24 protein-coding genes are annotated in these 25,643 nt (G+C 73.1%); 15 read left to right on the top strand and 9 right to left on the bottom strand.

The window, feature by feature from the left end; genetic code table 11:
- Positions 1 to 88: 88 nt before the first annotated feature.
- The 7 genes from OCT49_RS05930 to OCT49_RS05900 all read left to right on the top strand — a co-directional run bounded on the left by OCT49_RS05930 (position 89) and on the right by OCT49_RS05900 (position 9,690).
- Positions 89 to 2,248: a right-handed parallel beta-helix repeat-containing protein gene (locus tag OCT49_RS05930; protein WP_283850835.1), complete on the top strand. Its 2,160-nt coding sequence runs from the start codon at positions 89 to 91 to the stop codon at positions 2,246 to 2,248.
- Entirely contained in the window at positions 2,245 to 3,123 is an 879-nt protein-coding gene (locus OCT49_RS05925; RefSeq protein WP_283850834.1) for a cupredoxin domain-containing protein, read from the top strand. Before OCT49_RS05930 ends, OCT49_RS05925 begins: the two co-directional genes overlap by 4 nt.
- On the top strand, positions 3,120 to 4,403 hold the full coding sequence (locus OCT49_RS05920) for a hypothetical protein (protein WP_283850833.1): 1,284 nt from the start codon (positions 3,120 to 3,122) through the stop codon (positions 4,401 to 4,403). The genes OCT49_RS05925 and OCT49_RS05920 overlap by 4 nt, the downstream gene beginning before the upstream one ends.
- 47 nt (positions 4,404 to 4,450) lie before the next feature.
- Positions 4,451 to 5,071 (top strand): TetR/AcrR family transcriptional regulator, encoded by a 621-nt coding sequence (locus OCT49_RS05915; protein ID WP_283850832.1) that lies wholly within the window; start codon positions 4,451 to 4,453, stop codon positions 5,069 to 5,071.
- 56 nt (positions 5,072 to 5,127) lie between these two features.
- A complete protein-coding gene (locus tag OCT49_RS05910) occupies positions 5,128 to 7,014 on the top strand; it encodes an ABC transporter ATP-binding protein (protein WP_283850831.1) in 1,887 nt (628 codons plus the stop codon).
- Between the two features lie 114 nt (positions 7,015 to 7,128).
- Entirely contained in the window at positions 7,129 to 8,517 is a 1,389-nt protein-coding gene (locus OCT49_RS05905) for an aldehyde dehydrogenase family protein (protein ID WP_283850830.1), read from the top strand.
- A gap of 90 nt (positions 8,518 to 8,607) precedes the next feature.
- On the top strand, positions 8,608 to 9,690 hold the full coding sequence (locus OCT49_RS05900) for a Zn-dependent alcohol dehydrogenase (protein WP_283850829.1): 1,083 nt from the start codon (positions 8,608 to 8,610) through the stop codon (positions 9,688 to 9,690).
- A 56-nt stretch (positions 9,691 to 9,746) separates the two neighbouring features.
- Here the strand turns inward: OCT49_RS05900 and ppk2 are convergent, their stop codons facing one another.
- Genes ppk2 through OCT49_RS05880 form a run of 4 tightly spaced genes read right to left on the bottom strand, consistent with a single transcriptional unit; the run spans position 9,747 to position 13,150 of the window.
- Complete coding sequence (ppk2, locus tag OCT49_RS05895; RefSeq protein WP_283850828.1) at positions 9,747 to 10,769, bottom strand: polyphosphate kinase 2; 1,023 nt, start codon at positions 10,767 to 10,769, stop codon at positions 9,747 to 9,749.
- Positions 10,732 to 11,706 (bottom strand): DMT family transporter, encoded by a 975-nt coding sequence (locus tag OCT49_RS05890; protein ID WP_283850827.1) that lies wholly within the window; start codon positions 11,704 to 11,706, stop codon positions 10,732 to 10,734. The genes ppk2 and OCT49_RS05890 overlap by 38 nt, the downstream gene beginning before the upstream one ends.
- A gap of 32 nt (positions 11,707 to 11,738) precedes the next feature.
- On the bottom strand, positions 11,739 to 12,461 hold the full coding sequence (locus OCT49_RS05885) for an ArsR/SmtB family transcription factor (protein WP_502963338.1): 723 nt from the start codon (positions 12,459 to 12,461) through the stop codon (positions 11,739 to 11,741).
- A 14-nt stretch (positions 12,462 to 12,475) separates the two neighbouring features.
- Positions 12,476 to 13,150, bottom strand: a complete 675-nt coding sequence (locus OCT49_RS05880; RefSeq protein ID WP_283850826.1) for a TetR/AcrR family transcriptional regulator — start codon at positions 13,148 to 13,150, stop codon at positions 12,476 to 12,478.
- Positions 13,151 to 13,213: 63 nt separating this feature from the next.
- Here OCT49_RS05880 and OCT49_RS05875 point away from each other — a divergent pair, with 63 nt between their 5' ends.
- The 3 genes from OCT49_RS05875 (at position 13,214) to OCT49_RS05865 (ending at position 15,506) form a co-directional block, all read left to right on the top strand.
- Positions 13,214 to 14,365, top strand: a complete 1,152-nt coding sequence (locus OCT49_RS05875) for an acyl-CoA dehydrogenase family protein (RefSeq protein ID WP_283850825.1) — start codon at positions 13,214 to 13,216, stop codon at positions 14,363 to 14,365.
- Positions 14,366 to 14,462: 97 nt separating this feature from the next.
- Positions 14,463 to 14,753 (top strand): YiaA/YiaB family inner membrane protein, encoded by a 291-nt coding sequence (locus tag OCT49_RS05870; protein ID WP_283850824.1) that lies wholly within the window; start codon positions 14,463 to 14,465, stop codon positions 14,751 to 14,753.
- Between the two features lie 132 nt (positions 14,754 to 14,885).
- Positions 14,886 to 15,506: a TetR/AcrR family transcriptional regulator gene (locus OCT49_RS05865; protein ID WP_283850823.1), complete on the top strand. Its 621-nt coding sequence runs from the start codon at positions 14,886 to 14,888 to the stop codon at positions 15,504 to 15,506.
- A gap of 129 nt (positions 15,507 to 15,635) precedes the next feature.
- Here the strand turns inward: OCT49_RS05865 and OCT49_RS05860 are convergent, their stop codons facing one another.
- Positions 15,636 to 16,097, bottom strand: coding sequence for a MaoC family dehydratase (locus tag OCT49_RS05860; RefSeq protein WP_283850822.1), 462 nt, complete (start codon positions 16,095 to 16,097; stop codon positions 15,636 to 15,638).
- Between the two features lie 132 nt (positions 16,098 to 16,229).
- Here OCT49_RS05860 and soxR point away from each other — a divergent pair, with 132 nt between their 5' ends.
- Positions 16,230 to 16,763 (top strand): redox-sensitive transcriptional activator SoxR, encoded by a 534-nt coding sequence (soxR, locus tag OCT49_RS05855; RefSeq protein WP_283850821.1) that lies wholly within the window; start codon positions 16,230 to 16,232, stop codon positions 16,761 to 16,763.
- 57 nt (positions 16,764 to 16,820) lie between these two features.
- On the opposite strand, the gene OCT49_RS05850 is transcribed toward soxR, so the two are convergent.
- A complete protein-coding gene (locus tag OCT49_RS05850) occupies positions 16,821 to 17,432 on the bottom strand; it encodes a hypothetical protein (protein ID WP_283850820.1) in 612 nt (203 codons plus the stop codon).
- A 245-nt stretch (positions 17,433 to 17,677) separates the two neighbouring features.
- On the opposite strand from OCT49_RS05850, the gene OCT49_RS05845 reads away from it, so the two are divergent.
- Entirely contained in the window at positions 17,678 to 20,506 is a 2,829-nt protein-coding gene (locus tag OCT49_RS05845; protein ID WP_283850819.1) for a penicillin acylase family protein, read from the top strand.
- A gap of 138 nt (positions 20,507 to 20,644) precedes the next feature.
- Here OCT49_RS05845 and OCT49_RS05840 read toward each other — a convergent pair whose 3' ends face one another.
- Positions 20,645 to 21,910, bottom strand: a complete 1,266-nt coding sequence (locus tag OCT49_RS05840; protein ID WP_283850818.1) for an exo-beta-N-acetylmuramidase NamZ family protein — start codon at positions 21,908 to 21,910, stop codon at positions 20,645 to 20,647.
- Between the two features lie 279 nt (positions 21,911 to 22,189).
- On the opposite strand from OCT49_RS05840, the gene OCT49_RS05835 reads away from it, so the two are divergent.
- Positions 22,190 to 22,957 carry an SDR family oxidoreductase gene (locus OCT49_RS05835; protein ID WP_283850817.1) on the top strand — a complete coding sequence of 256 codons (768 nt, stop codon included), beginning with the start codon at positions 22,190 to 22,192 and terminating at the stop codon, positions 22,955 to 22,957.
- Positions 22,958 to 23,202: 245 nt separating this feature from the next.
- Positions 23,203 to 23,796, top strand: coding sequence for a TetR/AcrR family transcriptional regulator (locus tag OCT49_RS05830; RefSeq protein ID WP_283850816.1), 594 nt, complete (start codon positions 23,203 to 23,205; stop codon positions 23,794 to 23,796).
- Between the two features lie 36 nt (positions 23,797 to 23,832).
- Here OCT49_RS05830 and OCT49_RS05825 read toward each other — a convergent pair whose 3' ends face one another.
- Positions 23,833 to 24,390 carry a DUF1203 domain-containing protein gene (locus tag OCT49_RS05825; RefSeq protein WP_283850815.1) on the bottom strand — a complete coding sequence of 186 codons (558 nt, stop codon included), beginning with the start codon at positions 24,388 to 24,390 and terminating at the stop codon, positions 23,833 to 23,835.
- On the bottom strand, positions 24,387 to 25,346 hold the full coding sequence (locus OCT49_RS05820) for a LysR family transcriptional regulator (RefSeq protein WP_283850814.1): 960 nt from the start codon (positions 25,344 to 25,346) through the stop codon (positions 24,387 to 24,389). Before OCT49_RS05820 ends, OCT49_RS05825 begins: the two co-directional genes overlap by 4 nt.
- Before the next feature lie 74 nt (positions 25,347 to 25,420).
- Between OCT49_RS05820 and OCT49_RS05815 the strand changes: the two genes are divergently transcribed.
- Positions 25,421 to 25,585, top strand: a complete 165-nt coding sequence (locus OCT49_RS05815; RefSeq protein WP_283850813.1) for a hypothetical protein — start codon at positions 25,421 to 25,423, stop codon at positions 25,583 to 25,585.
- Positions 25,586 to 25,643 lie beyond the last annotated feature (58 nt).

Here is a 25,643-nt window from a genome sequence, read left to right as displayed (position 1 = left end):
AACCGTAGGAATTGAATCGGGGCGCGTCAACGGCATTCGTGACGCAGGAGGGGTTCCGGAAGCTGAACAATGCTCTACTCTCTCGTGCATGTCATGGACACGAAGAGTTCTGGTGGTCCTGGTGGCGCTCGCGGCCGCCCTCCTCGCGGCCCCCGCGGCGCAGGCGCACGAAGAACGTCCGGTCGAACTGCCCGACGGAACCGGAAGCGTTCCCGTGTACCGCACGGGCGAACCCGATCTGCTGGTCTGCAAGGGCGACCGGGCGGACTTCGAGCGCCGGGTGGCGGCCTTCCCGGCCGGACTGCGGGCCCGGAACCTGGAACTCTTCGACCGGTGCCTGGAGTCCGGCTTCCGCCATCTGCAGCAGGCCGTCGACGCGGTCGACAGGCCGGGCATGAACATCGCGGTCCTGCCCGGTCTGTACGAGGAGGAGCCCTCGCTGCCCGCCCCGGCGGGGGAGTGCGCCCGGCTGAAGGCCCCCGACTCCCAGCTCGGCTACCAGATCCTGTCGTACGCCCAGCAGGTGCGGTGCCCGCACAACCAGAACCTGGTGGCGATCCTCGGCAAGAAGAACCTCCAGATCGAGGGCACGGGCGCCGAGCGCACGGACGTGGTGATCGACGCCAAGTACCAGAAGCTCAACGCGATCCGCGCGGACAGGTCCGACGGCGTCTACTTCAAGAACTTCACCGCCCAGCGCACCACCTTCAACTCCCTGTACGTTCTGGCACAGGACGGCTTCGTCATCGACGACGTCCTCACCCGGTGGAACGACGAGTACGGCTTCCTGACCTTCGCGAGCGACCACGGGCTGTACAAGAACTGCGAGTCGTACGGCAACGGCGACTCCGGCATCTACCCCGGCAGCGCCTCCGACATCAACGACGGCCGGGGCTACGACGTACCGCGCTACTCCATCGAGATCACCGGCTGCCGCAGCCACCACAACATGGTCGGCTACTCGGGCACGGCGGGCGACTCCGTCTACGTCCACGACAACGAGTTCGACCACAACATGGGCGGCGCCTCGATGGACAGCGCCTTCCCCGGCCACCCCGGACTGCCGCAGAACCACGCCCGCTTCGAGCGCAACCTGATCCACGACAACAACGCCGACTACTACCGGTACGTCGCCGACGGCACCTGCGCCAAACCGCCCGTGGAACGGGGCTACGAGGACGGCGTCGTGTGCCCGCAGATCTCCATGCCGCCCGGCTCCGGCATCATCACCGCGGGCGGCAACTGGAACCTGTACGAGAACAACTGGATCTACGGACACCGGCGCACCGCCTTCTACCTGTCCGCCGTCCCCGCCTTCATCCGGGGCGAGAACGCACTGTCCAAGCAGACCGACACCTCCCACCACAACCGGTACGCGAACAACCACCTCGGCAAGGACCGGGCGGGCAACTCCCGGCCCAACCGCACCGACGTCTGGTGGGACGGCCAGGGCGGCGGCAACTGCTGGCAGGCGGACACCGGCGCCTCGTCCCCGCGCACCCTGCCCACCTGCGGAGCCGAGCGCGGCGCCGTGTCCGGCGGCAGCGACCGGCTCGTCGGCGAACCGGTCAAACTGGCCCAACTGCTGGTCTGCGCCGACTACGACGTGCGGGCGCGGCGGCTGCCGGCCGGCTGCGACTGGTACGGCGCGCGGGGCATCGAACGCATCGAGACGCAGGTGACGCTGGCGATCGCCGTGGTGCTCGCCCTGGTCGGCGGGGTGCTGTGGTGGCGCAGGCTGCGGGGCAGCCGGTCCGCCACCGTCGTCACGGCGCTCGGGGCGATCGGCCTCGTGCTGGACGTCGCCGGTTCGACGACGGGGCTCGCCTCCTCCCACGTGCCCGCGCTGGCCCTGCTGCTGACCGGGGTGTGGTGGACCGGGACCGGGCTCGTGCTGCGGCGCGAACGGCCGGGGCTGGGGTGGACCACGGTGGTGCTGGGCGCGCTCACGCTGCTGGACGCCCTCGACAAGGCCGTGTTCATGATCCCGTGGATCCCGCTCGGTCCGGCCTGGGTGCGCGGACTCCTCGGCGTGGTCTGGGTGGTGTGGGCCGTGATCGCCACCGCCCGGCACGGCGAACGGGGCGGGGACCCCGGAGCGCCGGAGACCTCCGGGACCTCGGAAACCTCTGCGGCCTCTGCGGCACCGGAAGCACTGACGGCACCGACGGCATCGGCAACCCCGCGGACCCCGGGGGCGGCACCGGCCCCGGAGGCGCCGCGGACCTCGGAAGGGGACGGGGCATGAGGCGTTCTCGCAGACGGCCGCGGGCCGCCCGGCCGGTCCTCACGGCCGTCACCGTGCTCACCGCGGGCGCCCTCGTGTTCGGGGCGAGCGCCTGCGGCGGGCGGGCCACCACCCACCACAAGCCCGGCACGAGCCACGAGCAGGCCGAGGGGGACCACGGCCGGCTGCTCACCGCCGAGGACGGCTCGGGCAACCGGCTGCGCGAGGTCGACGCCGAGGGCGCCCCCGCCGTGACGGTCACCGTACGACGGGACTCCGAGGACGGGTGGAACGTCCACCTCTCCGTACGGAATTTCAGGTTCACCCCGGACAGCGTGGGCGGCGCCGCCCTCCTCGGACGCGGCCACGCCCGCCTGTTCCTCGACGGCCGCCCCCTCGCCCGCGTCTACGGCTCCTGGTACCACCTCCCCGCCTCCCTCGTCCGCGGCGCGGGCGGCGGCACCGGCCTCACCGCCCGGCTCCACGCCGACGACCACACCGCCTGGGCCGTGAACGGAGCCCCCGTCCAGGCCACCGCCTCCCTCGCGGCCCCCGCCGCGAAGCCCACCGCCGCCACCGAGCCGGCCCCCGGCGCGACCGGCTCCGGGGAACCCCGCTCCGGGAAGCCCCGGCCCGGCACGGTGCTGGAGATCACCGTCTCCCGCGGCGAAGTCAGCCCCGCCCCCGGCCGCACCGAGGTCGAGAAGGGCGGGACCGTACAGCTGCGCGTCCGCAGCGACCGCGCCGACAGCCTCCACGTCCACGGCTACGACAAGGAGGCCCGACTGCCCGCGGGCCGCACCGTCACCCTGACCTTCACCGCCGACCGCAGCGGGCTCTTCGAGGTCGAGACGCACGAGTCCGAACTGCTCCTGACCCAACTCGTCGTACGGTGACCGCCCTCGCCCACGGCATCGGCGCCCAGCACGACCTGCCGCTGTCGCCCTTCTACGCCTTCGCCGGAGCCTTCACCGCGCTCTTCGTCTCCTTCCTCGCGCTCGGCCTGCTCTGGTCCGCCTCGCGGTTCCGCGGCGACCGGGCGGGCCGTCCGGTCCCGGCCGCCGTCCAGCGCCTCGCCGACGCCCGCCCGACCCGTACCGCCCTGCGCGTCCTGGGACTCGCCGCCGGGCTGTTCGTCGTGCTCCACCTCCTCCTCGGACCGGACGACCCGGAACGCAACCCGGCCCCCGGCGCCGTGTACGTGCTCCTCTGGGTCGGGCTGGTCCCCGCCTCGCTCCTGTTCGGGCCCGTCTGGCGGCTGGTCAACCCGCTGCGCACCGTCCACCTCGTCGCCTGCCGCCTGCTCCGCCGCGCCCCCGGCCGGGGGCGCCCCCTGCCCACCCGGCTCGGGCTGTGGCCCGCCGCGGCCGGGCTCCTCGCCTTCACCTGGCTCGAACTCGTCGCCCCCGACCCCGCCTCGGCCACCACCCTGCTGCTCTTCCTCGCCCTCCACACCGCCGTCCAGCTCGCGGGCGCCGCCCGCCACGGCGCCGCATGGTTCGACCACGCGGACGCCTTCGAGGTCTACTCCGTCCTGCTCGCCCGGCTCTCCCCGCTCGGCCGCCGCCCCGCCGACGGCCGGCTCGTGCTCCGTTCCCCGTTCAACGGCCTCGACGCCACCCCGCAGCTCCCCGGCCTCGTCGCCACCGTCTGCGTCATGCTCGGCTCCACCGCCTACGACGGCTTCTCCGACTCCCCCTCCTGGATCACCACCGTCCAGGCATCGCCCCTGGGCCGCACCGCCGCGGCCACGCTCGGCCTCCTGGCCGCCGTCGCCCTCGTCGCCACCCTCCACGCCCTGTGCGCCGGGGCCGTCCGGCTGATCTCCGGCCGGCTCCGCCACCCGCTCACCGCCTTCGCGCACTCGCTCGTCCCGATCGCCCTCGGCTACCTCGTCGCCCACTACTTCACGCTCTTCGTCACCGAGGGGCCGCGCACCCTCATGACGGCGTTCGGCGCCGACGATCCCGTCCCGCCCGATCCGCCCCTGGGGCCCGGCGGCGTCGCCACGCTCCAGGTCCTCGCGATCGTCCTCGGCCACGTGCTCGGCGTCGTCGCCGCCCACGACCGGTCCGTACGCCTCTTCCCGCCCGGCCGCGCCGTCGCGGGACAGCTCCCGCTGCTGATCCTGATGATCACCTATACCGTCGGAGGGCTTTCGTTGCTCATCGTGTGAGCATCGACGGCGGTCGGCCACCCGTCGCAGAGGAGACCCACGGCATCATGGAGCCCGTGTCCCACGTCAACACGAACCTCCGTCGCGCCCCCGTGCAGCAGCGCAGCGCCGAACGCCTCGCCCGGATACTCGACGCCTGCGCCGAGCTCCTCGATGAGACCGGCTACGAGCAGCTGTCCACCCGGGCCGTGGCCGTGCGCGCCGAAGTGCCCATCGGCTCCGTCTACCGCTTCTTCTCCAACAAGCGCGCGCTGACCGACGCGCTGGCCCGGCGCAACCTGGACAGCTTCGCCGAACGCGTCACCGGCCGCCTGGCCACCATCCCCACCGCCGACTGGCGCAGCGCCATCGACGCGGTCCTGGACGAGTACCTGGCCATGAAGCGGTCCGTGGCCGGATTCGCCCTGGTCGACTTCGGTGTGCCGGCCCCCGTCGACGACCCCGCCGACGACGCCAACCGCCGGGTCGCCGGCCGACTCGCCGAACTGCTCTCCGGGTACCTCGGCCACGCCCCCGAGGAGGAGCGGCTCCGCACCATCCTGGTCTGCGTCGAGGCCGCCGACGCCGTTCTCAGGCTCGCGTTCCGCAGCGACCCGGCGGGCGATCCGGCCATCGTCGCCGAGACCCGCATCCTGCTGCGGGCCTACCTGGCGCGGCTCCTGGACTGACAGCGCGGCGGAATCCGCGTTGACCTCAAGCCCACTGGAGGTCGTACGTTCCTTGCATGAGCATGGAAACCACGGCGTGGACACAGCTCCACAACGTCATGAACGCGCAGACCGACCGGCGCCCCTTCGACCGGGCCACCCTGCGGCGCATCGCCGCTTTCGCCCGGCCGCACCGGCGCCGGGTCGTCCAGTTCCTGGTCCTGAGCGTGGTGACGGCGCTCCTCGCGGTCGCCACCCCGATCCTCGCGGGACGCGTCGTCGACGCGATCGTCGCGGGCGAGGAGTCGGGCACCGTCACCGGCCTCTCCCTGCTCATCGCGGTGATCGCCGTCGCGGAGGCCGGGCTCGGCCTGGTCAGCCGCTGGCTCTCGGCGAACCTCGGCGAAGGACTGATCCTCGACCTGCGCACGGCCGTCTTCGACCACGTGCAGCGCATGCCGATCGCGTTCTTCACCCGGACCCGCACCGGCGCCCTCGTCAGCCGCCTCAACAACGACGTCATCGGCGCCCAGCGCGCCTTCAGCAACACCCTGTCCGGCGTCGTCAGCAACCTCGTGACGCTGCTGCTCACCCTCGGCGTCATGCTCTCCCTCTCCTGGCAGATCACCGTGCTCGCGCTGGTGCTGCTGCCGGTCTTCGTCCTGCCGGCCCGCCGGATGGGCAGCCGGATGGCGAGGCTCCAGCGGGAGGCCGCGGCCCACAACGCCGCGATGGGCACCCGGATGACCGAGCGGTTCTCCGCCCCCGGCGCCACCCTGATCAAGCTCTTCGGCCGGCCCGCCGACGAGTCCGCCGAGTTCGCCGCCCGGGCCGGCCGGGTCCGCGACATCGGCGTCCGCACGGCCATGGCCCAGTCCGCCTTCATCACCGCCCTCACCCTCGTCTCGGCCCTCGCCCTCGCCCTGGTCTACGGCCTCGGCGGCCACTACGCGCTGCGCGGACAGCTGGACGCGGGCGCGGTCGTCGCCCTGGCCCTGCTCCTGACCCGGCTCTACGCCCCGCTCACCGCCCTCGCCGGGGCCCGCGTCGAGGTGATGAGCGCCCTCGTCAGCTTCGAGCGGGTCTTCGAGGTACTCGACCTGAAACCGCTCATCGGCCAGAAGCCGGACGCGCGGACGGTCCCGGACGGCCCGGTGTCCGTGGAGTTCGACCGGGTCAGGTTCGGCTACCCGTCCGCCGACAAGGTCTCGCTCGCCTCGCTGGAGGACGTCGCGACCCTCGACACCCGCGACAGCGGCGAAGTGCTGCGCGGCGTCTCCTTCCGTGCCGAACCCGGACAGACGGTGGCGCTCGTCGGCTCGTCCGGCGCGGGCAAGTCGACCATCGCGCAACTGCTGCCGCGGCTGTACGACACGGACGAGGGAACGGTGCGCATCGGCGGCATCGACGTGCGCGACCTGACCGCCGACACCCTGCGCGACACCCTCGGCATGGTCACCCAGGACGGCCACCTCTTCCACGAGTCGGTCCGCGCCAACCTGCTGCTCGCCCGCCCCGACGCCACCGAGGAGGAACTCTGGGACGCCCTGCGCCGCTCGCGCCTGGACGGCCTCGTCGCCTCGCTGCCCGACGGGCTCGACACCGTCGTCGGCGAACGCGGCTACCGGCTCTCCGGCGGCGAACGCCAGCGGCTGACCATCGCCCGCCTGCTGCTCGCCCGCCAGCGCGTCGTCATCCTCGACGAGGCCACCGCCCACCTGGACAACACCTCCGAGGCGGCCGTCCAGGAGGCGCTGACCGAAGCCCTCGCCGGACGCACCGCGGTCGTGATCGCCCACCGGCTCTCCACGGTGCGGGCGGCCGACCTCATCCTCGTCGTGGAGAGCGGGCGGATCGTGGAACGGGGCACGCACGACGAACTCCTCGCGGCGGGCGGCCGGTACGAGGAGCTGTACCGGACCCAGTTCGAGAACCCCGGCCACGAACCCGCGGAACTGGGCTGAGCGCGCACGCCCCACCGGGCGTGACGGGCGTCTCTGGCGCCACAAAACTAACAGCGCTAGTTTGGGGCGGGCGACATCGCCGCAACCGCGTCCGGGAGTCCGGGAGGAACAGCCATGAAGGCCCACGACGGCATGTACATCGACGGCGCCTGGCGGCCTGCCGCGGGACGGGACACGATCGAGGTCGTGAACCCCGCGGACGAGCAGGTCATCGCCCATGTCCCGGCGGGCACGGCGGAGGACGTCGATGCCGCGGTACGGGCCGCCCGCGCCGCGCTCCCCGGCTGGGCGGCCACCGCCCCCGCCGAACGGGCCGCCCGGATCGCCGCCCTGCGCGACGTGCTGGTGGCCCGCAAGGACGAGATCGCCGGGACCGTCACCGCCGAACTCGGCGCACCGCCGTCGTTCTCGCAGGCGGTGCACGCGCGCCTGCCGGTCGAGGTGGCGGGCTCGTACGCCGAGCTCGCCGCCTCGTACGCCTTCGAGGAGAGGATCGGCAACTCCACCGTGTACGCCGAGCCGGTCGGCGTGGTCGGCGCGATCACCCCGTGGAACTACCCGCTCCACCAGATCGTGGCCAAGGTGGCCCCCGCCCTCGCGGCGGGCTGCACGATCGTCCTCAAGCCCGCCGAGGACACCCCGCTGACCGCCCAGCTCTTCGCCGAGGCCGTCCACGCGGCGGGGATCCCGGCGGGCGTGTTCAACCTGGTCACCGGCCTCGGCCCGGTCGCCGGACAGGCCCTGGCCGAACACCCCGGCGTCGACCTGGTCTCGTTCACCGGCTCCACCGCCGTCGGGAAGCGGATCGGCGCCGCGGCCGGCGCGGCCGTCAAGCGCGTCGCCCTCGAACTGGGCGGCAAGTCCGCCAACGTCATCCTGCCGGGCGCGGACCTCGCCAGGGCCGTCGCCGTCGGCGTCGCGAACGTCATGGGCAACTCCGGCCAGACGTGCAGCGCCTGGACCCGCATGCTGGTGCACACCTCGCAGTACGACGAGGCGGTCGCGCTCGCCGTGGAGGCGGCCGGCAAGTACGGCGACCGCATCGGCCCCCTCGTCAACGCCAGGCAGCAGGCCCGGGTGCGCGGTTACATCGAGAAGGGCGTCGAGGAGGGCGCCCGGCTCGTCGCGGGCGGCCCCGACGCCCCGCGGGAGACGGGCTGCTACGTCAGCCCCACCGTGTTCGCCGACGTCACCCCGGAGATGACCATCGCCCAGGAGGAGATCTTCGGCCCCGTCCTCTCGATCCTGCGGTACGAGGACGAGGACGACGCCCTGCGGATCGCCAACGCCACCGTGTACGGGCTCGCGGGCGCCGTCTGGGCCGCCGACGACGCCACGGCCGTGGCCTTCGCCCGCCGGATGGACACCGGGCAGGTGGACATCAACGGCGGCCGGTTCAACCCGCTCGCCCCGTTCGGCGGTCACAAGCAGTCCGGCGTCGGCCGCGAACTCGGCCCGCACGGCCTCGCGGAGTACCTCCAGACCAAGTCCCTCCAGTTCTGATTCCTTTCCGGCCCCCGCCGTCACCCGTACCACCTGCACCACCCGCACGCCCGTCCAGTCCAGTCCCGTCGATCGTCGAGGAGCCCGTTCGTGGTCCGCGCCGCCGTACTGCCCGCCGTCAAGGCCCCGTTGGAGATCACCGACATCGAACTCCCGGAACCCGGCCCCGGCCGGGTGCGGGTCGCGCTCGCCGCCGCGGGCGTCTGCCACTCCGACCTCTCGCTGTCCGACGGCACCATGCGGGTGCCCGTCCCCGCGGTCCTCGGGCACGAGGGCGCGGGCACCGTCGTCGCGGTCGGCGAGGGCGTCACCCATGTCGCGCCCGGCGACGGCGTCGTGCTCAACTGGGCCCCGTCCTGCGGAAGCTGCCACCACTGCGGGATCGGCGAGGTCTGGCTCTGCGCCCATGCCCTGGCCGGAGCGGCCGGCATCCACGCCCGCACCGCCGACGGCACCGAACTCCACCCCGGGCTGAACGTGGCGGCGTTCGCCCAGGAGACCGTCGTCGCCGCGAACTGCGTACTGCCCGCCCCGGACGGCATCCCGCTCACCGACGCCGCCCTGCTCGGCTGCGCGGTCCTCACCGGATACGGCGCGGTCCACCACAGCGCCCGGGTCCGGGCCGGCGAGTCCGTCGTGGTGTTCGGCATCGGGGGCGTCGGCCTCGCGGTGCTCCAGTCCGCCCGGATTGCGGGCGCCTCGAAGGTCATCGCCGTGGACGTGTCGCCGGAGAAGGAGGAACTGGCCCGCCGGGCGGGCGCCACCGACTACGTCGTCGCCTCCGACACCACCCCGCGCGCGATCCGCGCACTCACCGGCGGCCAGGGGGCCGACGTCGCCGTCGAGTGCGTCGGCCGGCCGGTCACCATCCGCGGCGCCTGGGAGTCCACCCGCCGCGGCGGCCGCACCACGGTCGTCGGCATCGGCGGCAAGGACCAGCAGGTGTCCTTCAACGCCCTGGAGATCTTCCACTGGGGCCGCTCGCTGACCGGCTGCGTGTACGGCAACAGCGACCCGGCCCGGGACCTGCCCGTCCTCGCCGGACACATCCGGGCGGGCAGGTTCGACCTCTCCATGATGGTCACCGGACGGATCGGCCTGGACGGCATCCCGGCCGCCTTCGACGACATGATCGCGGGCAGGGGCGGCCGCGCGCTCGTGGTGTTCGAGTAGCCCGCCGCCCCGGTGCCCGGCCCGCCGCCCCGGTGCCCGGCCCGCCGGCCCGGCACTCAACCCGTCGGCCCGGCCTCCGCCCGCTCCGTGGTGAGCAGCCGGGCGTCCATCTCGCCCCGCTCGAAGAGCCGGGAGGCCGGGCCGACGATCAGCGGATCGGGTTCGCCCACCACGTCCGTGTCCTTGTCCGGGTAGTCGAAGCGGTGCAGCACGTGCCGGATCGCCTCCAGCCGGGCCCGCTTCTTGTCATTGCTCTTCACCACGGTCCAGGGCGCGTCCGCCGTGTCCGTGTGGAACAGCATCAGCTCCTTGGCCTCGGTGTACGCGTCCCACTTGTCGAGCGAGGCGAGGTCGACCGGGCTGAGCTTCCACTGCCGCACCGGATCGATCTGACGGATCATGAACCGGTTGCGCTGCTCGTTGCGCGAGACCGAGAACCAGAACTTCACCAGATGGATGCCGTCCCGGGCGAGCATCCGCTCGAAGCCCGGTGCCTGGTGCATGAACTCCAGGTACTCGCGGGTGGTGCAGAAGCCCATCACCCGCTCCACACCCGCCCGGTTGTACCAGGACCGGTCGAACAGCACGATCTCCCCGGCGGACGGCAGATGGGCCGTGTACCGCTGGAAGTACCACTGGGTGCGCTCGCGTTCGGTGGGCTTCTCCAGCGCCACCACCCGCGCCCCACGGGGATTGAGGTGCTCGGTGAAGCGCTTGATCGTGCCGCCCTTGCCCGCCGCGTCCCGCCCCTCGAAGAGGATGACGAGGCGTTCGTCGCGGTCCTTAACCCAGTGCTGGAGCTTGAGCAGCTCGATCTGCAGGGCGCGCTTGGACTTCTCGTACGCCTTCCGGCCGAGCTTGACGGAGTACGGATAGTCCTCGCGCCACGCGTCCCGGGGCCGGCCCTCGGGCGTCACCAGGACCGGGTCGTCGTCACCGCTGTCGGCCACGGCGAAGCCCTCGAGCCCGGCGCCGTGGCGGGCCGCCTCGGCGAGAGCGTCCGACATGTCCTTCCGGTCCCCGGCCGCCGCCTTCGCCGCCCTACCGCGGCCGTTCGGTCGCTTGGCGCTCCGTGTCATCCCGGTGTCCCTCCGCAGGCTGCGTCGGTTCCTTCCGTGTCAGGCCAGTCTGCGTACGGGTCCGGGAGACCGCCACCCCTGCCAGGCAGAGCAGGCCCCCGCCGACGGCGAGCGGCGCGGGCACCTCGTCCAGCACCAGCCAGGACATCGCCACCACCAGCGCGGGCACGGCGTAGGTGGTGGCGCCCATCCGGCCCGCCGTGGTCCTGGCCAGCGCGTAGGCCCAGGTCGTGAAGGCCAGCGCGGTCGGGAAGAGCCCCAGATAGACCATGTTCAGGGTGGCGGACAGGGGCGCGTCGGCGGCCTCGGAGACCAGCGCACCGGAGAACGGCAGACAGACCACCGTGCCGACCAGGCAGCCGAACGTCGTGACCTGGAGCGGGGAGCCGTGCCGCAGCGCGGGCTTCTGGAGCACCACCCCCGTCGCGTACGCCACCGCGGCCAGCACGCAGAGCGCCACGCCGAACACCGGGGCGCCGCCGCGCCCCGACATCGAGAACCCGACCACGACGGCGCCCGCGAACGACACGGCCATGCCCGCGATCAGCCTGCCGGGCAGCGCCTCGCCCAGCACCCTGGCGCCGAGCAGCGCGATCAGGAGGGGACCGATGTTCACCACCATCGCGGCCGTGCCCGCGTCCACCTGCCGCTCGCCCCAGTTGAGGGCCACCATGTAGAGGCCGAACCAGAGCAGCCCGGACCAGAGGATCCCCGGCCGGGCGGCCCGCGGCGGCAGCCCCTCGCGCCGCAGCGCCAGCAGGACGCCCAGCGCCAGGGTGCCCGAGAGCAGCCGGCCGAGGGCGAGCGCGCCGGGCGAGTAGGCGTCCCCCGCGCTGCGGATGGAGACGAAGGCGGAGGCCCACAGCACAACGGTGGTGCAGGCGGCGGCGGGGGCCCGCCAGTCACGGGGCGCCGCGGGGGAGGAGATCGTCGTCATGCCCCGACCGTAGGGCCGCGACCGTTCGGTACCTACCGAATCGACTCCGGTTCGATGCCGAGGTGTTCGCGCAGCGCCCGTTCGCCCTCCGCGGTCGCCCGCACCGCGCGCCCGGACCCGATCCGTACGCACCACCGCGCCTCCAGGGCGTACCGGCACAGCGCGGCCCCCGCCGCGCCCGCCAGGTGCGCCCGGCGCTCCGTCCAGTCCAGACAGCTGCGCGCCAGCGGACGCCGCGACCCCGGATCCAGGCCGATGCCCAGCCCGTCGAACCAGCGCAGGCCGTCGTCGGTCAGGGCGAAGCCGGTGTCCTGCCGGAGCAGCCCCCGTGCGGTCATCGCGTCGGCGATCGCGATGCCGAGCCGCCCCGCGAGGTGGTCGTAGCAGGTGCGGCCGCGGGCCAGCGCCCGGTCGGCGGTCGCTGCGCCCAGGCTCCGCGGACGCGCGGGGGAGGGGCCCGGGGAGGCGTGGGCCGCCAGGTCCTCGACGAGGTGCGCGACGCGTTCGCCGGCGAGCCGCAGATAGCGGTGGCGGCCCTGTCGCTCCTCGGCCAGCAGCCCCCCGGCGACGAGCCTGCCGAGGTGTTCGCTGGCGGTCGACGGCGCCACGGAGGCGTGCCGGGCCAGTTCGCCCGCGGTCCAGGCGCGGCCGTCCAGCAGGGCGAGGCAGAAGGTGGCGCGGGTCTCGTCGGCGAGGAGCGCGGCCAGGGCGGCCAGCCGGGGCGCGGCCGGATCGGGGTGTGCCATGCGTGCCATGGGACCAGGATGCGTCAGGAACGCTTCGGCGCCGGCCGAACCGTCAGGTCGGGCGTCAGCAGCTCGTACTGGAGCGAGAGGCCGTCGACCAGGGCCCGCAGCCCGGTCTCGAACGCCCCCTCGTCGACCTGCCGGCGGCGCTCGGCCAGCAGATGGGCCCGGCCGAGGTGCGGGTACTCGGCGGGGTCGTACGCCGTCTCGTCGTCCACGAAGCCGCCGGCGAACGAGCCGAGCGCCGAGCCGGTGACGAAGTAGCGCATCAGGGCCCCGATGTACGTGGCCTGGGCGGGCGGCCAGCCGGCCCGGACCATCGCGCCGAAGACCGCGTCGGCGACCCGGAGACCGGCCGGACGGCGGCCCGGCCCCCGGGCGAGCACCGGGACGATGTGCGGATGCGCGGAGAGCGCCGCACGGTAGGAGACGGCCCAGTCGTGCAGGGCGGCCCGCCAGTCGCGGGTGTCCGACTCGTCGAACATCGACAGGTCGACCTGGGCGGAGACGGCGTCCGCGACCGCGTCCAGGATCTCGTCCTTGTTGCGGAAGTGGTTGTAGAGCGAGGGCCCGCTGACCCCCAGCTCGGCGGCGAGCCGTCGGGTGGAGACGGCGTCGAGCCCCTCGGCGTCCACGAGCGCGCTCGCCGTCTCGACGATCCGGTCTCGGCTGAGGAGGGGCTTGCGCGGTCGGGCCATGCGGCACATAGTAGGGCCTGCGAACGAAAAACTAGCAGTGCTAATTAAGGGTGGGGGTCAGGGATGAACCTGGAGCTCAGCGAGGAGCAGGAAGCCGTCCGCAGGCTCGCCGAGGACTTCGTCGCCCGCGAGGTGTCCCCCCACGTCGTGGAGTGGGACCGGGCGGAGAACGTCGACAGGTCGATCGTGGGGAAGCTGGGCTCCGTGGGCTTCCTCGGGCTCACCGTCCCCGAGGAGTACGGCGGCTCGGGCGGCGACCACCTCGCGTACTGCCTGGTCACCGAGGAGCTGGGGCGCGGCGACTCCTCGGTCCGCGGCATCGTCTCCGTCTCCCTCGGCCTGGTCGCCAAGACCGTCGCGGCCTGGGGCGACGAGAAGCAGAAGCGGCACTGGCTGCCGAGGCTCACCGCGGGCGAGGCGATCGGCTGCTTCGGCCTCACCGAGCCCGGCACCGGCTCGGACGCCGGGAGCCTGACGACGAAGGCGGTCCGGGACGGCGACTCGTACGTCATCAACGGCACCAAGATGTTCATCACCAACGGCACCTGGGCCGACGTGGTGCTGCTCTTCGCCCGCACCGGCGGCGCCCCCGGCCCCAGGGGCATATCCGCCTTCCTGGTCCCCGCCGACACCCCCGGCCTCACCCGCCGCCCCATCCACGGCAAGCTCGGCCTGCGCGGCCAGGCCACCGCCGAACTGGTCCTGGAGGACGTCCGCGTACCCGCCTCCGCGCTGCTGGGCCCGGAGGGCAAGGGCTTCTCGATCGCCATGTCCGCCCTGGCCAAGGGGCGGATGTCGGTCGCGGCCGGCTGCGTCGGCATCGCGCGGGCCGCCCTCGACGCCGCCGTGGGCCACGCGGGCGAGCGCGAGCAGTTCGGCCGCCCCATCGCGGGCCACCAGCTCGTCCAGGAACTCATCAGCGACATCGCCGTGGACGTCGACGCCGCCCGGCTGCTGACCTGGCGGGTGGCCGACCTCGTGGACCGCGGCGAGGACTTCGCCACCGCCGCGTCCAAGGCGAAGCTCTTCGCCTCCGAGGCGGCCGTCCGCGCCGCCAACAACGCCCTCCAGGTCTTCGGCGGCTACGGCTACATCGACGAGTACCCGGTCGGCAAGCTGCTGCGCGACGCCCGGGTGATGACCCTGTACGAGGGGACCAGTCAGATCCAGAAGCTGATCATCGGCCGTGCGCTGACGGGGGTCTCCGCCTTCTGACCCGCCGCCCGCCCGAGCGGCTTCGAACGGGAGTCTGAGTAGCGGACTGAGTACGGGAACGGATGTGGCGCACGCCACCCCGCCCGATGCTGGCGGCATGAGCGAGACAACAACCGTCAAGCAGCAGGGCACCGCGGCCTTCTACGGCCAGGCCGTCGCCTCCTTCGGAGTGGCGATGGGCGCGGTGACCCTCGGTATCTACTTCCTGGACGCCGACGCCTGGGTCCGCGGGTTCCTCGCGATCGGGGTCCTCTATCTCGTGACCTCCTGCTTCACCCTGGCCAAGGTCATCAGGGACCGCCAGGAGGCGGGGCAGCTCGTCAGCCGGGTCGACCAGGCCAGGCTGGAGAAGATCCTCGCCGAGCACGACCCCTTCCAGAAGCTCTGACCCGACCGGGGCCCGATCCGTCCCGGGCCCCGGCCCCCGGGCCCCGGCCCCCGAGCACCGTCCCGGCCCCTAAGCGCTTGCTCAGGGGTCGCGGTATGGTGTTCGTCCTGCTGACGAGAGGGGCGAGGGACGATGAGCACGGCGGAGGAGACCGACGGCGACGCGCCGTGGGGCGAGGTGACGCCCGAGGCGGCCAGGCGGCTGCTCGTCGCCGCCGTCGACGCCTTCGCCGAGCGCGGGTACCACGCCACCACCACCCGTGACATCGCGGGCCGGGCGGGGATGAGTCCCGCCGCGCTCTACATCCACTACAAGACGAAGGAAGAGCTGCTCCACCGGATCAGCCGGATCGGCCACGACCGGGCCCTGGCCGTCCTGGAGGCCGCCGCCGACGGCGGCGGCACGGCGGCCGAGCGGCTGGCCGAGGCCGTACGGTCCTTCGTCCGCTGGCACGCCGAGCGGCACACCACCGCACGCGTGGTCCAGTACGAACTCGACGCCCTCGGCGAGGAGCACCGCGCCGAGATCGTCGGCCTGCGCCGCAGGAGTGACGCCGTGGTCCGCCGGATCATCGGCGAGGGGGTGCGGGCGGGGGAGTTCGACGTCCCCGACGTGCCGGGCACCACGCTCGCGGTGCTCTCGCTCTGCATCGACGTGGCGCGCTGGTTCAACGAGCAGGGCAGCCGGACGCCGGACGAGGTCGGTGAGCTCTACGCCGGCCTCGTGCTGCGCATGGTCGGCGCCGAGCGGTGACGGCCGCGCGGCGCGCCGTCAGGTGTGCCACGCGGGGCCCGTGCGCCGCCGGGTGAGTCGCGCGGGGCCGCGTGCCGCCGGGTGTGCTGCGCTGCCGCGGGCAAAGGCGCGGCGGCGCGGCGGCGGGCGTCAGAAGTAGTAGCGCGACACCGACTCGGCCACGCACACCGGCTTGTCGCCGCCCTCGCGCTCGACCGTGACGAGGGCGGTGACCTGCACGCCGCCCCCGGCCTCCTCGACGTTCTTCAGGACGGCGCTCGCGCGCAGCCGCGAGCCCATGGGCACGGTGGAGGGGAAGCGGACCTTGTTCGTCCCGTAGTTGATGCCCATCTTCATGCCCTCGACCCGCATGACCTGGGGGACGAGGGCGGGCAGCAGCGAGAGCGTGAGGTAGCCGTGGGCGATGGTCGTGCCGAACGGCCCGGACGCGGCCCGCTCCGGGTCCACGTGGATCCACTGATGGTCGCCGGTGGCCTCGGCGAAGAGGTCGATCCTCTTCTGGTCGACCTCCAGCCAGTCGCTGTGCCCCAGTTGCTCGCCCACGCCGTCGCGCAGCTCCTGCGCGGACGTGAAGATCCTCGGCTCCGCCATGTTCCCGCTCCCTGCCCTTCCAGCTCCATGCCATCCCTGAGCGCCCTGTCTAAGCGCTTGCTCAGCATGGTTCGCGGGTGCGTTCCTGTCAACGACGGACCGCCGGATGGGCGGGCAAGTAGGGTTGGAGGAGTGCCCCAGATCCCACAGACACTCCATGAACTCACGGTCGGACAGCTCTCCACGCGCAGCGGAGCCGCCGTCTCGGCCCTGCACTTCTACGAGGCCAAGGGCCTGATCAGCAGCCGCCGCACCAGCGGCAACCAGCGCCGTTACACCAGGGACGCGCTGCGCAGGGTCGCGTTCGTCCGGGCGGCGCAGCGCGTGGGCATCCCGCTCGCCACCATCCGGGAGGCGCTCGCCGAGCTTCCCGAGGAACGCACCCCGAACCGCGAGGACTGGGCGCGGCTGTCCGAGGCCTGGCGCTCCGAACTGGACGAACGGATCAAGCAGTTGGCCCGGCTGCGGGACCACCTCACCGACTGCATCGGCTGCGGCTGCCTGTCGTTGGAGAACTGCGTGCTCTCCAACCCGAACGACATCTCCGGTCAGCGGATGAGCGGTTCGCGCCTGATGCCGGAACGCCCCTCGGTCGAGCGCCCCTCGGTCGAGCGCTCATCGGCCGATTGCCCGCCGGCCGATTGCCCGCCGGGCGACTGCCCGTAGCCCCGGGGTCCGGGGGCGGGCGGGCGTCACCGGGAGGTGCCGCCGGGACTCCGCACGTCATGCCACCGAGGCGAGATCCCGGCGTCGTGCGCCCCGGGCCGCGGCCAGCGCCCCCGGTGTGAGCACCGGCTGCGGCACCACGATCCCGCAGCCCGCGCACACCGGTCCCGGGACGGGCCCGCCCCCGGCCTCCTCCCGCCAGTGCATCTCGGTCCCCGCGCACACCGGGCAGGCCGTACCCGGCCCGGACTCCAGGGCCGCGATCAGCCGGCGCAGCACCTCGGCGAGCGGCGCCGACGGGTGTACCGCCGGGTCCGCGCAGCGGGCGACCCCGTGGCCGCCCCAGGTGTGCCGGTGCCAGTCGTCGAGCGCGCCGGGTCTGCGCAGCCCGTCGTGCTTCTCCCGTCTGCGGCGTTCGGCGAACCCCGCCTCGTGGCCCAGCCAGACCGCCCGCGCCGCCTCCAGCTCGTCCAGCGCGCGCACCAGCCGCGCCGGGTCGGGGGAGCGGTCTTCGGGTTCGATGCCGTGCCGGGCACACAGATGGTGCCAGGTCGCCCGGTGCCCGTACGGGGCGAACCTCTCCAGGCACTTGCGCAGCGAATACCGCCGCAGCGCCAGATCGATCCGTGGATCGCGGACCTGTCTCGCAAGACTCCGAAAACCGGCCATCGCACTGCCACCTCCGTCGCTCGTACTTCGCCGTCGTCGTACTTCGGTGTCAATGAATTGACGTACGGCCCCCCGATTTGGATCCCGGGACGGTGAAGAGGCGTCCGGCGGGAGGGGTGCGGCAGCGCGCGGCCGGGGGAGGAGCGGCGCCATGTGACGATTCAGAAAATGTGACGGTTGCTCACCTTACCGGCGGGGCCTACCGCCAGTAACCTCCGGCCCACAGGCCACTTGGAGGAGCGCTCATGCCCCCACGCACCGTCAAGCTCAGAGCCGCCACCGTCACGGCGGTCCTCGCACTCGGCGCCGCTCTGCTCGCGGCCTCGCCGCAGTCCGGCGCGGCCGCCGCGGAACCCGCACCCGTCATCGACCACTGCCGGGGACAGTGCGACGACATCCTGCCGCCCGGCGAGAACGGCAACGCCACCCTCGTCGAGATCCTCGGCAACAAGACGCTCGGCACGCACCCCGCCCACAGCGACGACCAACTCGACCGCTACAACGGCCTGGTGGCCGGGCACACCGGCCTCACCGACCAGAAGCTCACCGAATTCTTCAACGACGCCTCGTTCGGCGTGCCCGAGGACCAGGTCGAGTCCGTCGTCTCGCCGCGCAGCGACGTCACGATCACCCGCGACAAGGCGTCCGGCGTCCCGCACATCAAGGGCACCACCCGTTACGGCACCGAGTTCGGGGCCGGGTACGCGGCCGGGCAGGACCGGCTGTGGCTGATGGACCTCTTCCGGCACATCGGGCGCGGCGAGCTGACCTCGTTCGCCGGCGGCGCGCTCGCCAACCAGGGCCTGGAGCAGCAGTTCTGGCCGCAGGCCCCGTACACCGAGGCCGACCTCGAAGCCCAGGTCGAGTACATCAGGACCCATGAGGGCGCCCGCGGCGAACAGGCCATGGCCGACGCCCAGGCGTACGTCGACGGCATCAACGCGTACCGCGAGAAGTCCAAGAACGGCCGCTACTTCCCGGGCGAGTACGTCCTCACCGGCAAGATCGACGCCATCACCAACATCGGCGAGATCCAGCCGTTCAAGCTGACCGACCTGATCTCCATCGCCTCCGTGGTCGGCGGCCAGTTCGGCGGCGGGGGCGGCGGCGAGGTGCAGGCGGCGCTCTCGCTGCTCGCCGCCCAGCAGAAGTACGGCGTGGCCGAGGGCACCAGGGTCTGGGAGTCGTTCCGCCAGCGCGAGGACCCCGAGGCCGTGCTGACGGTCCACGACGGCACCTCGTTCCCGTACGCCCGCAAGCCCGACCAGGCGCGCGGCACCGCGCTCCCCGACGCCGGGTCCGTCACGGCCGAACCCCTCATCCACGACCGCACCGGCTCCGCGGGCACCGACCGGAAGACGCCCGTCGAGGCACCGGCCGGGCTCGAGAAGGCCCAGGGCATCTACGACCACGGCGTCATCCCCGAGGGCGCGCTGCCCGGCTCGGGCCCCGGCGCCCAGAAGCGCGGTATGTCCAACGCCCTGCTGGTCTCCGGCAAGCACACCGCGAGCGGAAACCCGATCGCCGTGTTCGGGCCGCAGACCGGCTACTTCGCCCCGCAGCTGATGATGCTCCAGGAACTCCAGGGGCCCGGCATCAGCGCCCGCGGCGTCTCCTTCGCCGGCGTCGGCATGTACGTCCAGATGGGCCGCGGCCAGGACTACGCCTGGAGCGCCACCTCGGCCGGCCAGGACATCACCGACACCTACGCCGTCGAACTGTGCGAGCCCGACGGCACCACGCCCACCAAGGAGTCCACGCACTACCTCCACCGGGGCACCTGCACCGCCATGGAGACGCTGTCGCACACCAACTCCTGGAAGCCGACCCTCGCCGACTCCACGGCGGCGGGCTCCTACCGGATGCAGGTGAGGCGCACGAACTACGGCATCGTCACCCACCGCGCCACCATCGACGGCAAGCCCGTCGCGTACACCTCGCTGCGCACCACCTACCGCCACGAGGCCGATTCGATCATCGGCTTCCAGATGTTCAACGACCCGGACTACATCAAGGACGCCGCCTCCTTCCAACGGGCGGCGAGCAACATCGACTACGCCTTCAACTGGTTCTACGCGGACTCCCGCACCGCCGCCTACTACAACAGCGGCATGAACCCGGTGCGCGCGGCGGGCGTCGACCCGGCACTGCCGGTGCGGGCCGAGCAGGCCTACGAGTGGCGGGGGTACGACCCGGCCGGCAACACCGCCGAGTACACCGCGTTCGCCGAGCACCCGCACTCCAGCGGCCAGGACTACTACATCTCCTGGAACAACCGGCAGGCCGAGGGATACGCCACGGCGGGCTTCGGGTTCGGCGCGGTGCACCGCGGGGACCTGCTGGACGACCGGGTGGCGAAGCTCGTCGAGGAGGGCGGGGTGACCCGGGCGTCCCTGACCCGGGCCATGGCCGAGGCCGCGGTCACCGACCTGCGCGGCGAACAGCTGCTGCCCGAACTGCTGAAGGTGATCCGCTCCGGTCCGGTCACCGACCCGGAACTGAACACCGCGGTCCAGCAGTTGGACTCCTGGCGGGCGGCCGGCTCGCAGCGCCGGGAGAGCAGCCCGGGATCGCACGCGTACAGCCACGCCGACGCGGTACGGATCATGGACGCGTGGTGGCCGAAGCTGGTCGAGGCGGAGTTCGCCCCCGGCCTCGGCAGCGAACTGTACGGGGCGCTGACCGCCAACCTCGCCACCGACGAGTCCCCGTCGGCCGCCCACGGCCCGAGCGGGGCGCACAGCGGATCGGCGTTCCAGTACGGCTGGTGGGGCTTCGTGGACAAGGACCTGCGCCAGGTCCTGGGGCAGGAGGTCGAGGGACCGCTGGCCCGGACGTACTGCGGCGACGGGGACCGGGCCGCCTGCCGCGACGTGCTGCTCGCGGCCCTGAAGCAGGCCGTGGCGGAACCGGCCACGGAGGTCTACCCCGGGGACGGCAGCTGCAAGGCGGGCGAGCAGTGGTGCTCGGACTCGATCGTCCACCGGCCGCTGGGCGGGATCACCCAGAAGGCCATCCACTGGCAGAACCGGCCGACGTACCAGCAGGTGGTGGAGTTCCCCACCCACCGGTAGGGCGTTCTCCGGAAGCGGCGCCGTCCGCCCGCGGGGCGGCGCCGGTGCCGCGCCGGGCGGGCCGGGGAATCACCCGGCCCGCCCGGTCCGTCCCTCCAGCACGGGAAGTACCGTCTCATCAGTGCTGGAGGCACCGTCTCACCGGTACTGGAGATACCGCCTGCGCACGGCCCGGAACGCGGCGAGGTCCTCCGCCCACGCGCCCACGACCTCGTCCGTGTCCGCGCCCGCGTCGATCATCGTGCGGACCCGGGTGTTGCCGGTGAGCTTGTCGATCCAGTTGTCGGACCGCCACGCGAACCCGCTCCAGGTCCGCTTCGCCGTCACCAGCAGCGCGATCCCGGTGCGCACCGGGTCGAAGGCCTCGCGGTCGTGGACGTGCAGCTGCACGCCGCCGACGGTCTTGCCCTGGAACTTGGAGAACATCGGCGCGAAGTACGCCTCGCGGAACGCCACCCCGGGCAGGTCGAGCGCGTTCGCCGCCGCGGCCCAGCGGTGGTCGACGCCCTCCGCGCCGAGCAGTTCGAACGGCCGGGTGGTGCCGCGCCCCTCGGAGAGGTTGGTGCCCTCGAACAGGCAGGTCCCCGAGTAGACCAGCGCGGTGTCGGGCGTGGGCATGTTGGGGCTCGGCGGCACCCACGGCAGCCCGGTCCCGTCGAAGAAGTCCGAGCGCCGCCAGCCGGACATCTTCACGATGCGCAGGTCGACCGGGCGCTCGGCGAAGAACTCCGCGTTGAACAGCAGCGCCAGCTCGGTGACCGTCATGCCGTGCGCCTGCGCGATCTCCCGGCGGCCCACGAACGTGCCGAACGCCGGGTCGAGCACCGGCCCGAGCGCCGCCCGCCCGGTCACCGGGTTCGGCCGGTCCAGGACGACGAACCGCTTGCCCGCGAGCGCCGCCGCCTCCATGCAGTCGTACAGCGTCCAGATGTAGGTGTAGAAGCGGGCGCCCGCGTCCTGGATGTCGAAGACCACCGTGTCCACGCCGGACGCGGTGAAGACGTCGGCGAGCGGCTGACCGCTCTTCAGGTACGTGTCGTAGACCGGCAGTCCGGTCGCCGGGTCGTCGTACCGGCCCTCCGAGCCGCCGGCCTGGGCGGTGCCGCGGAAGCCGTGCTCGGGGCCGAAGACGGCGATCAGGTCCACCCGGTCGTCCGGGTGCATCACGTCGACGACGTGCCGCACGTCGGAAGTGATCCCGGTCGGGTTGGTGACGATCCCGACCTTCTCGCCCCTCAGCAGGGAGTAGCCGTCCGCCGCCAGCCGGTCGAAACCGGTGCGGACCCGGCCGCGTCCCCGGCCCGGAGCGGGGGCGGCACCCGCGGTCCCGGTTCCGGCGGCCGTCGCCGCGAGCGCCCCCACCGCACCGCCGGCGGCCAGCAAACCACGTCTGGACAGGCTCATTCGGCTACCTCCATGATCGCGACCTCTGTCATGGTCACGCACGCTAGCGCGCGTTCAGGCCGTACGGAATGAGCCGGACGTGACGGGTGTGAGGGGTGCGCCTGCCGGGCGGTGCCGGTCTCGTCGGTCCTGCCGGTTCTGCCGGTGCCGGTTTCGTCGGTCCCGACGGCCCCGCTGCTCCCGGCACGGCGTCCACCCCTTCCGGTTCGACATACCGACTGGTTAGTCTGCCGAGGGAGTCGGCGGATTCGATGGAATCGGTGGAGAGAGGCGGGACCGATGGGTGGCACGGTGCGGGGCGCGGGCGTGGTGGTCACGGGGGCCGGAGGCGGCATCGGCGCCGCGCTGGCCCGCCGGTTCGCCGAGGAGGGCGCGCGGGTCGTGGTCAACGACCTCGACGCGGCCGGCATCGGGCCGCTGGCCGAGGAGATCGGCGCCGTCGCCGTCGTCGGCGACGCCTCACGGATCGTGGAGGAGGCCCGGGACGCCCTCGACGGCACCATCGACGTCTACTGCGCCAACGCCGGCCTCGCCTCGCCCGGCGACGTGCTGGCCGACGAGGAGGTCTGGGCCGCGGCCTGGGACGTCAACGTGATGGCCCACGTCCGCGCCGCCAGGGCCCTGCTGCCGGCCTGGCTGGAGCGCGGCGGCGGCCGGTTCGTCTCGACCGCCTCCGCCGCCGGACTGCTGACGATGATCGGCGCCGCCCCCTACAGCGTCACCAAGCACGGCGCCGTCGCCTTCGCCGAATGGCTCTCCCTCACCTACCGCCACCGCGGCGTCAAGGTCCACGCGATCTGCCCGCAGGGCGTGCGCACGGACATGCTCGCCGCCGCCGGATCGGCGGGCGAACTCGTCCTCGCCCCCGGCGCCATCGAGCCCGCCGAGGTCGCCGACGCGCTCTTCGACGCCATGGCCGAGGACCGCTTCCTGGTCCTGCCGCACCCCGAGGTCGCCGGGTACTACCGGGCCCGGGCCGAGGACACCGACCACTGGCTCGGCAGCATGAACCACCTCCAGCGGAAGTGGGAGGAGACCCGCGCGTGAACGGGTCCCGTGTCCACCGGCTCCGCATCCGGCGGCGAGGAGCCGGGCGCGTACTGCCGGGAACGGTTCGCCGCGTACGAGTACCCGCTGCCCGCGCGGGGCGGAGCTCCTGGCCGAGCCGCCGAGGACGGCGAGTGGGAAGATCCTCGGGAGGGAACTGCGTTCCCCACGGTGGATCCGGTTCGCCCCGGGCACGGGAACCCGCACGGATCGATCGGGCACGGTACGGAAGGAAGGCGGCGGCAATGACCAAGGCGACGGACGAGGACACCGCTCCCGTCCCCCAGCGACTGCTGGCCGCCGCCACCCGGCTCTTCGCCGAGCAGGGCTACGACCGCACCTCGGTCCAGGAGATCGTCGAGGCCGCGGGCGTCACCAAGGGCGCGCTCTACCACTACTTCGGTTCCAAGGAGGACCTCCTCCAGGAGGTCTACTCACGGGTGCTCCGGCTCCAGCAGGAGCGCCTCGACGCCTTCGCCGACGCCGACGCCCCCGTCGAGCGGCGCCTGCGCGACGCCGCCGCCGACGTGGTCGTCACCACCATCGAGAACCTCGACGACGCCTCGATCTTCTTCCGCTCCATGCACCACCTGAGCCCGGAGAAGAACAAGCAGGTACGGGCGGAACGGCGCCGCTACCACGAGCGCTTCCGGGCCCTGGTGGAGGAGGGGCAGCGCAGCGGCGTGTTCTCCACGGCCACCCCCGCGGACCTCGTCGTCGACTACCACTTCGGCTCGATCCACCACCTGTCCACCTGGTACCGGCCCGACGGCCCGCTGGGCCGCCAGGAGGTCGCCGACCACCTGGCCGACCTGCTGCTGCGCGCGCTGCGCCCCTGACCGCGACGGCGGCCGGGGCGCGGCCCGCCGCCCCGGTCACCGGCGGCGGACCTCGGCCAGGAAGCAGCCGAACTCCACCGCCCGTACGTGCACCAGCGCCACCGCCGGGTCGGCGAGGACGCCGCGCAGCACCTCGTCCACCTCGGCGGCCCGCTCCACGGGGAGCTCCACCAGTGTTCCGCCGATGATGTGCCCCCGGGCGTCGTAGGCGCGCAGCATCCGGCGGGCGCCGTGCAGCGCGGCCGGATAGCCGGGCCCGCCGGCCGGCCCCGCGCACTGTTCGGCGTGGATGAAGACGGGACCGCATTCGTCGTACGGGCCGGGCTCGGCCCCCGTCCCGGCCGCCCAGCGGCGCAACGGCGCGTACGAGACCAGGACGATCCGCTCACCGGCCGCGCTGCGCCGCAGACAGCAGCGGAGCGGGGCGCCGCCCTCGGCGTCGGTGACGGGGCGGCGGGTGGCACCGGCGTCGTCCCGTTCGCGCAGCTGCTCCAGGACGTCGGGGGCGATGGCCCGCGTCTCGTGGAGGGTCGTCGTCGGGGCGTGGAGCGTCGTCGGGTCGTGGAGGGTTGTTGGGGCGTGGAGCGTTGTCATGGCTCCAGCATCGGCACCGCTCCGGCCTCGTACCGGCGGAAAACGGACGTCGCGTTGGGGGCCTGCGCACGGCCACTTTCGCGGTCCTGGCCGGTCAGCCGGTCGAGGAGGGCCTCCGCTGCCGGATTGCGGGGCCGGGGCGCGCGCCCCGCCAGGACCACCGTCCGGCCGGGCTCCGGCTGACGGATGCTCACGCACGGCAGCCCCGCGTCCTCCCCGATCCGCCGCGGCACGATCGCCACCCCGATGCCGGCCCGCACGAGATCGACGAGCAGCCGGATCTGGGTGACGTCGCAGGTGATCCGGCGCTCCAGACCGCAGTGCGCGGCCAGCCGCCGCACCGCCGTCTCCAGGCCGGTGCCTGCGCGGAAGTCCACGAACGGCTCGTCGGCGAGGTCCTTGATCAGGGCGCGTCCGGCGGTCGCCAGTCGGTGGCCCGGCGCGGTGATCAGCACCAGGTCCTCGTGCCAGGTCGCGAACCCGGCGATGCCGTCGGGGAGTTCGGCCGCGTCCGGCGCGAGATAGGCGAGGTCCAGCTCACCGGCCCGGAGCCCCGCGACCAGCTCCGGCGTCGTCGCCTCGCGCAGTGAGATCTGCACCCCCGGCCACAGCCGGTGGTACGAGGCCGGCTCGGCCGCCAGGTCCACGCAGGTCAGGGTCTGGATCGTGCCGATCCGCAGCCGGCCGGTCGTCAGCTCCGTCACGGCCGCCACGGCCTCCCGCGCGGCCCTGGTCCCGGCCAGCACCGACCGGGCCGCGGGCAGCAGCGCCCGGCCCGCCTCGGTGAGCACCACCCGTCGGCCGGTCCGGTCGAACAGCTCGGCGCCCAGCTCCCGTTCGAGGTTGCGCACCGAGGTGCTCAGCGCGGACTGCACGATCAGCTCGGCCCGTGCGGCGGCGGTGAAACTTCCGTGCGCGACCACCGCCATGAAGTGGCGGAGCTGGCGTATCTCCATCCATCCACGTTATCGATGGCAGCCAGCTGATCCATCTGTTGGACCGATCACGGTTACGGGGCGAGGCTGGACGCATGACCCACATCCAGCCGTCCGTGCGTGTCCCGGCACTCTGGAGCGCGGCCTACGGCCCGCGCCACCGCCGGTCCGTCCGCCTCGCCGCCCGGTGCCTGCTGCGGGTGCGTGCCTTCGCCCGTGAGCTGGCGCTGACGGACCACGTGGGCTCCGGCGGCTACTGAGCGCCCGCCGGGCGGGCGCGCACGGGAGCCGGGACCGCGGCCGAATTCCGTTGGTGGC

Origin of the sequence: Streptomyces sp. ML-6 (assembly GCF_030116705.1) — a bacterium.
In the GTDB taxonomy this organism is placed as follows: Bacteria; Actinomycetota; Actinomycetes; order Streptomycetales; family Streptomycetaceae; genus Streptomyces.
The sequence above is the reverse complement of the archived record's forward strand: the minus strand, read 5'-3'. Positions and strand labels throughout refer to the sequence as shown.

What these genes read in the sequence shown, in the direction of transcription:
- OCT49_RS05845 (WP_283850819.1), top strand. Translation starts at nt 17,678, where the DNA reads ATGCCCCCACGCACCGTCAAGCTCAGAGCCGCCACCGTCACGGCGGTC.
- ppk2 (WP_283850828.1), bottom strand. Translation starts at nt 10,769, where the DNA reads ATGACACGGAGCGCCAAGCGACCGAACGGCCGCGGTAGGGCGGCGAAG.
- OCT49_RS05885 (WP_502963338.1), bottom strand. Translation starts at nt 12,461, where the DNA reads ATGGCACGCATGGCACACCCCGATCCGGCCGCGCCCCGGCTGGCCGCC.
- OCT49_RS05860 (WP_283850822.1), bottom strand. Translation starts at nt 16,097, where the DNA reads ATGGCGGAGCCGAGGATCTTCACGTCCGCGCAGGAGCTGCGCGACGGC.
- OCT49_RS05880 (WP_283850826.1), bottom strand. Translation starts at nt 13,150, where the DNA reads ATGGCCCGACCGCGCAAGCCCCTCCTCAGCCGAGACCGGATCGTCGAG.
- OCT49_RS05870 (WP_283850824.1), top strand. Translation starts at nt 14,463, where the DNA reads ATGAGCGAGACAACAACCGTCAAGCAGCAGGGCACCGCGGCCTTCTAC.
- OCT49_RS05930 (WP_283850835.1), top strand. Translation starts at nt 89, where the DNA reads ATGTCATGGACACGAAGAGTTCTGGTGGTCCTGGTGGCGCTCGCGGCC.
- OCT49_RS05875 (WP_283850825.1), top strand. Translation starts at nt 13,214, where the DNA reads ATGAACCTGGAGCTCAGCGAGGAGCAGGAAGCCGTCCGCAGGCTCGCC.
- OCT49_RS05825 (WP_283850815.1), bottom strand. Translation starts at nt 24,390, where the DNA reads ATGACAACGCTCCACGCCCCAACAACCCTCCACGACCCGACGACGCTC.
- OCT49_RS05905 (WP_283850830.1), top strand. Translation starts at nt 7,129, where the DNA reads ATGAAGGCCCACGACGGCATGTACATCGACGGCGCCTGGCGGCCTGCC.
- OCT49_RS05925 (WP_283850834.1), top strand. Translation starts at nt 2,245, where the DNA reads ATGAGGCGTTCTCGCAGACGGCCGCGGGCCGCCCGGCCGGTCCTCACG.
- OCT49_RS05890 (WP_283850827.1), bottom strand. Translation starts at nt 11,706, where the DNA reads ATGACGACGATCTCCTCCCCCGCGGCGCCCCGTGACTGGCGGGCCCCC.
- OCT49_RS05850 (WP_283850820.1), bottom strand. Translation starts at nt 17,432, where the DNA reads ATGGCCGGTTTTCGGAGTCTTGCGAGACAGGTCCGCGATCCACGGATC.
- OCT49_RS05830 (WP_283850816.1), top strand. Translation starts at nt 23,203, where the DNA reads ATGACCAAGGCGACGGACGAGGACACCGCTCCCGTCCCCCAGCGACTG.
- OCT49_RS05840 (WP_283850818.1), bottom strand. Translation starts at nt 21,910, where the DNA reads ATGAGCCTGTCCAGACGTGGTTTGCTGGCCGCCGGCGGTGCGGTGGGG.
- OCT49_RS05815 (WP_283850813.1), top strand. Translation starts at nt 25,421, where the DNA reads ATGACCCACATCCAGCCGTCCGTGCGTGTCCCGGCACTCTGGAGCGCG.
- OCT49_RS05835 (WP_283850817.1), top strand. Translation starts at nt 22,190, where the DNA reads ATGGGTGGCACGGTGCGGGGCGCGGGCGTGGTGGTCACGGGGGCCGGA.
- OCT49_RS05910 (WP_283850831.1), top strand. Translation starts at nt 5,128, where the DNA reads ATGAGCATGGAAACCACGGCGTGGACACAGCTCCACAACGTCATGAAC.
- OCT49_RS05865 (WP_283850823.1), top strand. Translation starts at nt 14,886, where the DNA reads ATGAGCACGGCGGAGGAGACCGACGGCGACGCGCCGTGGGGCGAGGTG.
- OCT49_RS05915 (WP_283850832.1), top strand. Translation starts at nt 4,451, where the DNA reads ATGGAGCCCGTGTCCCACGTCAACACGAACCTCCGTCGCGCCCCCGTG.
- OCT49_RS05820 (WP_283850814.1), bottom strand. Translation starts at nt 25,346, where the DNA reads ATGGAGATACGCCAGCTCCGCCACTTCATGGCGGTGGTCGCGCACGGA.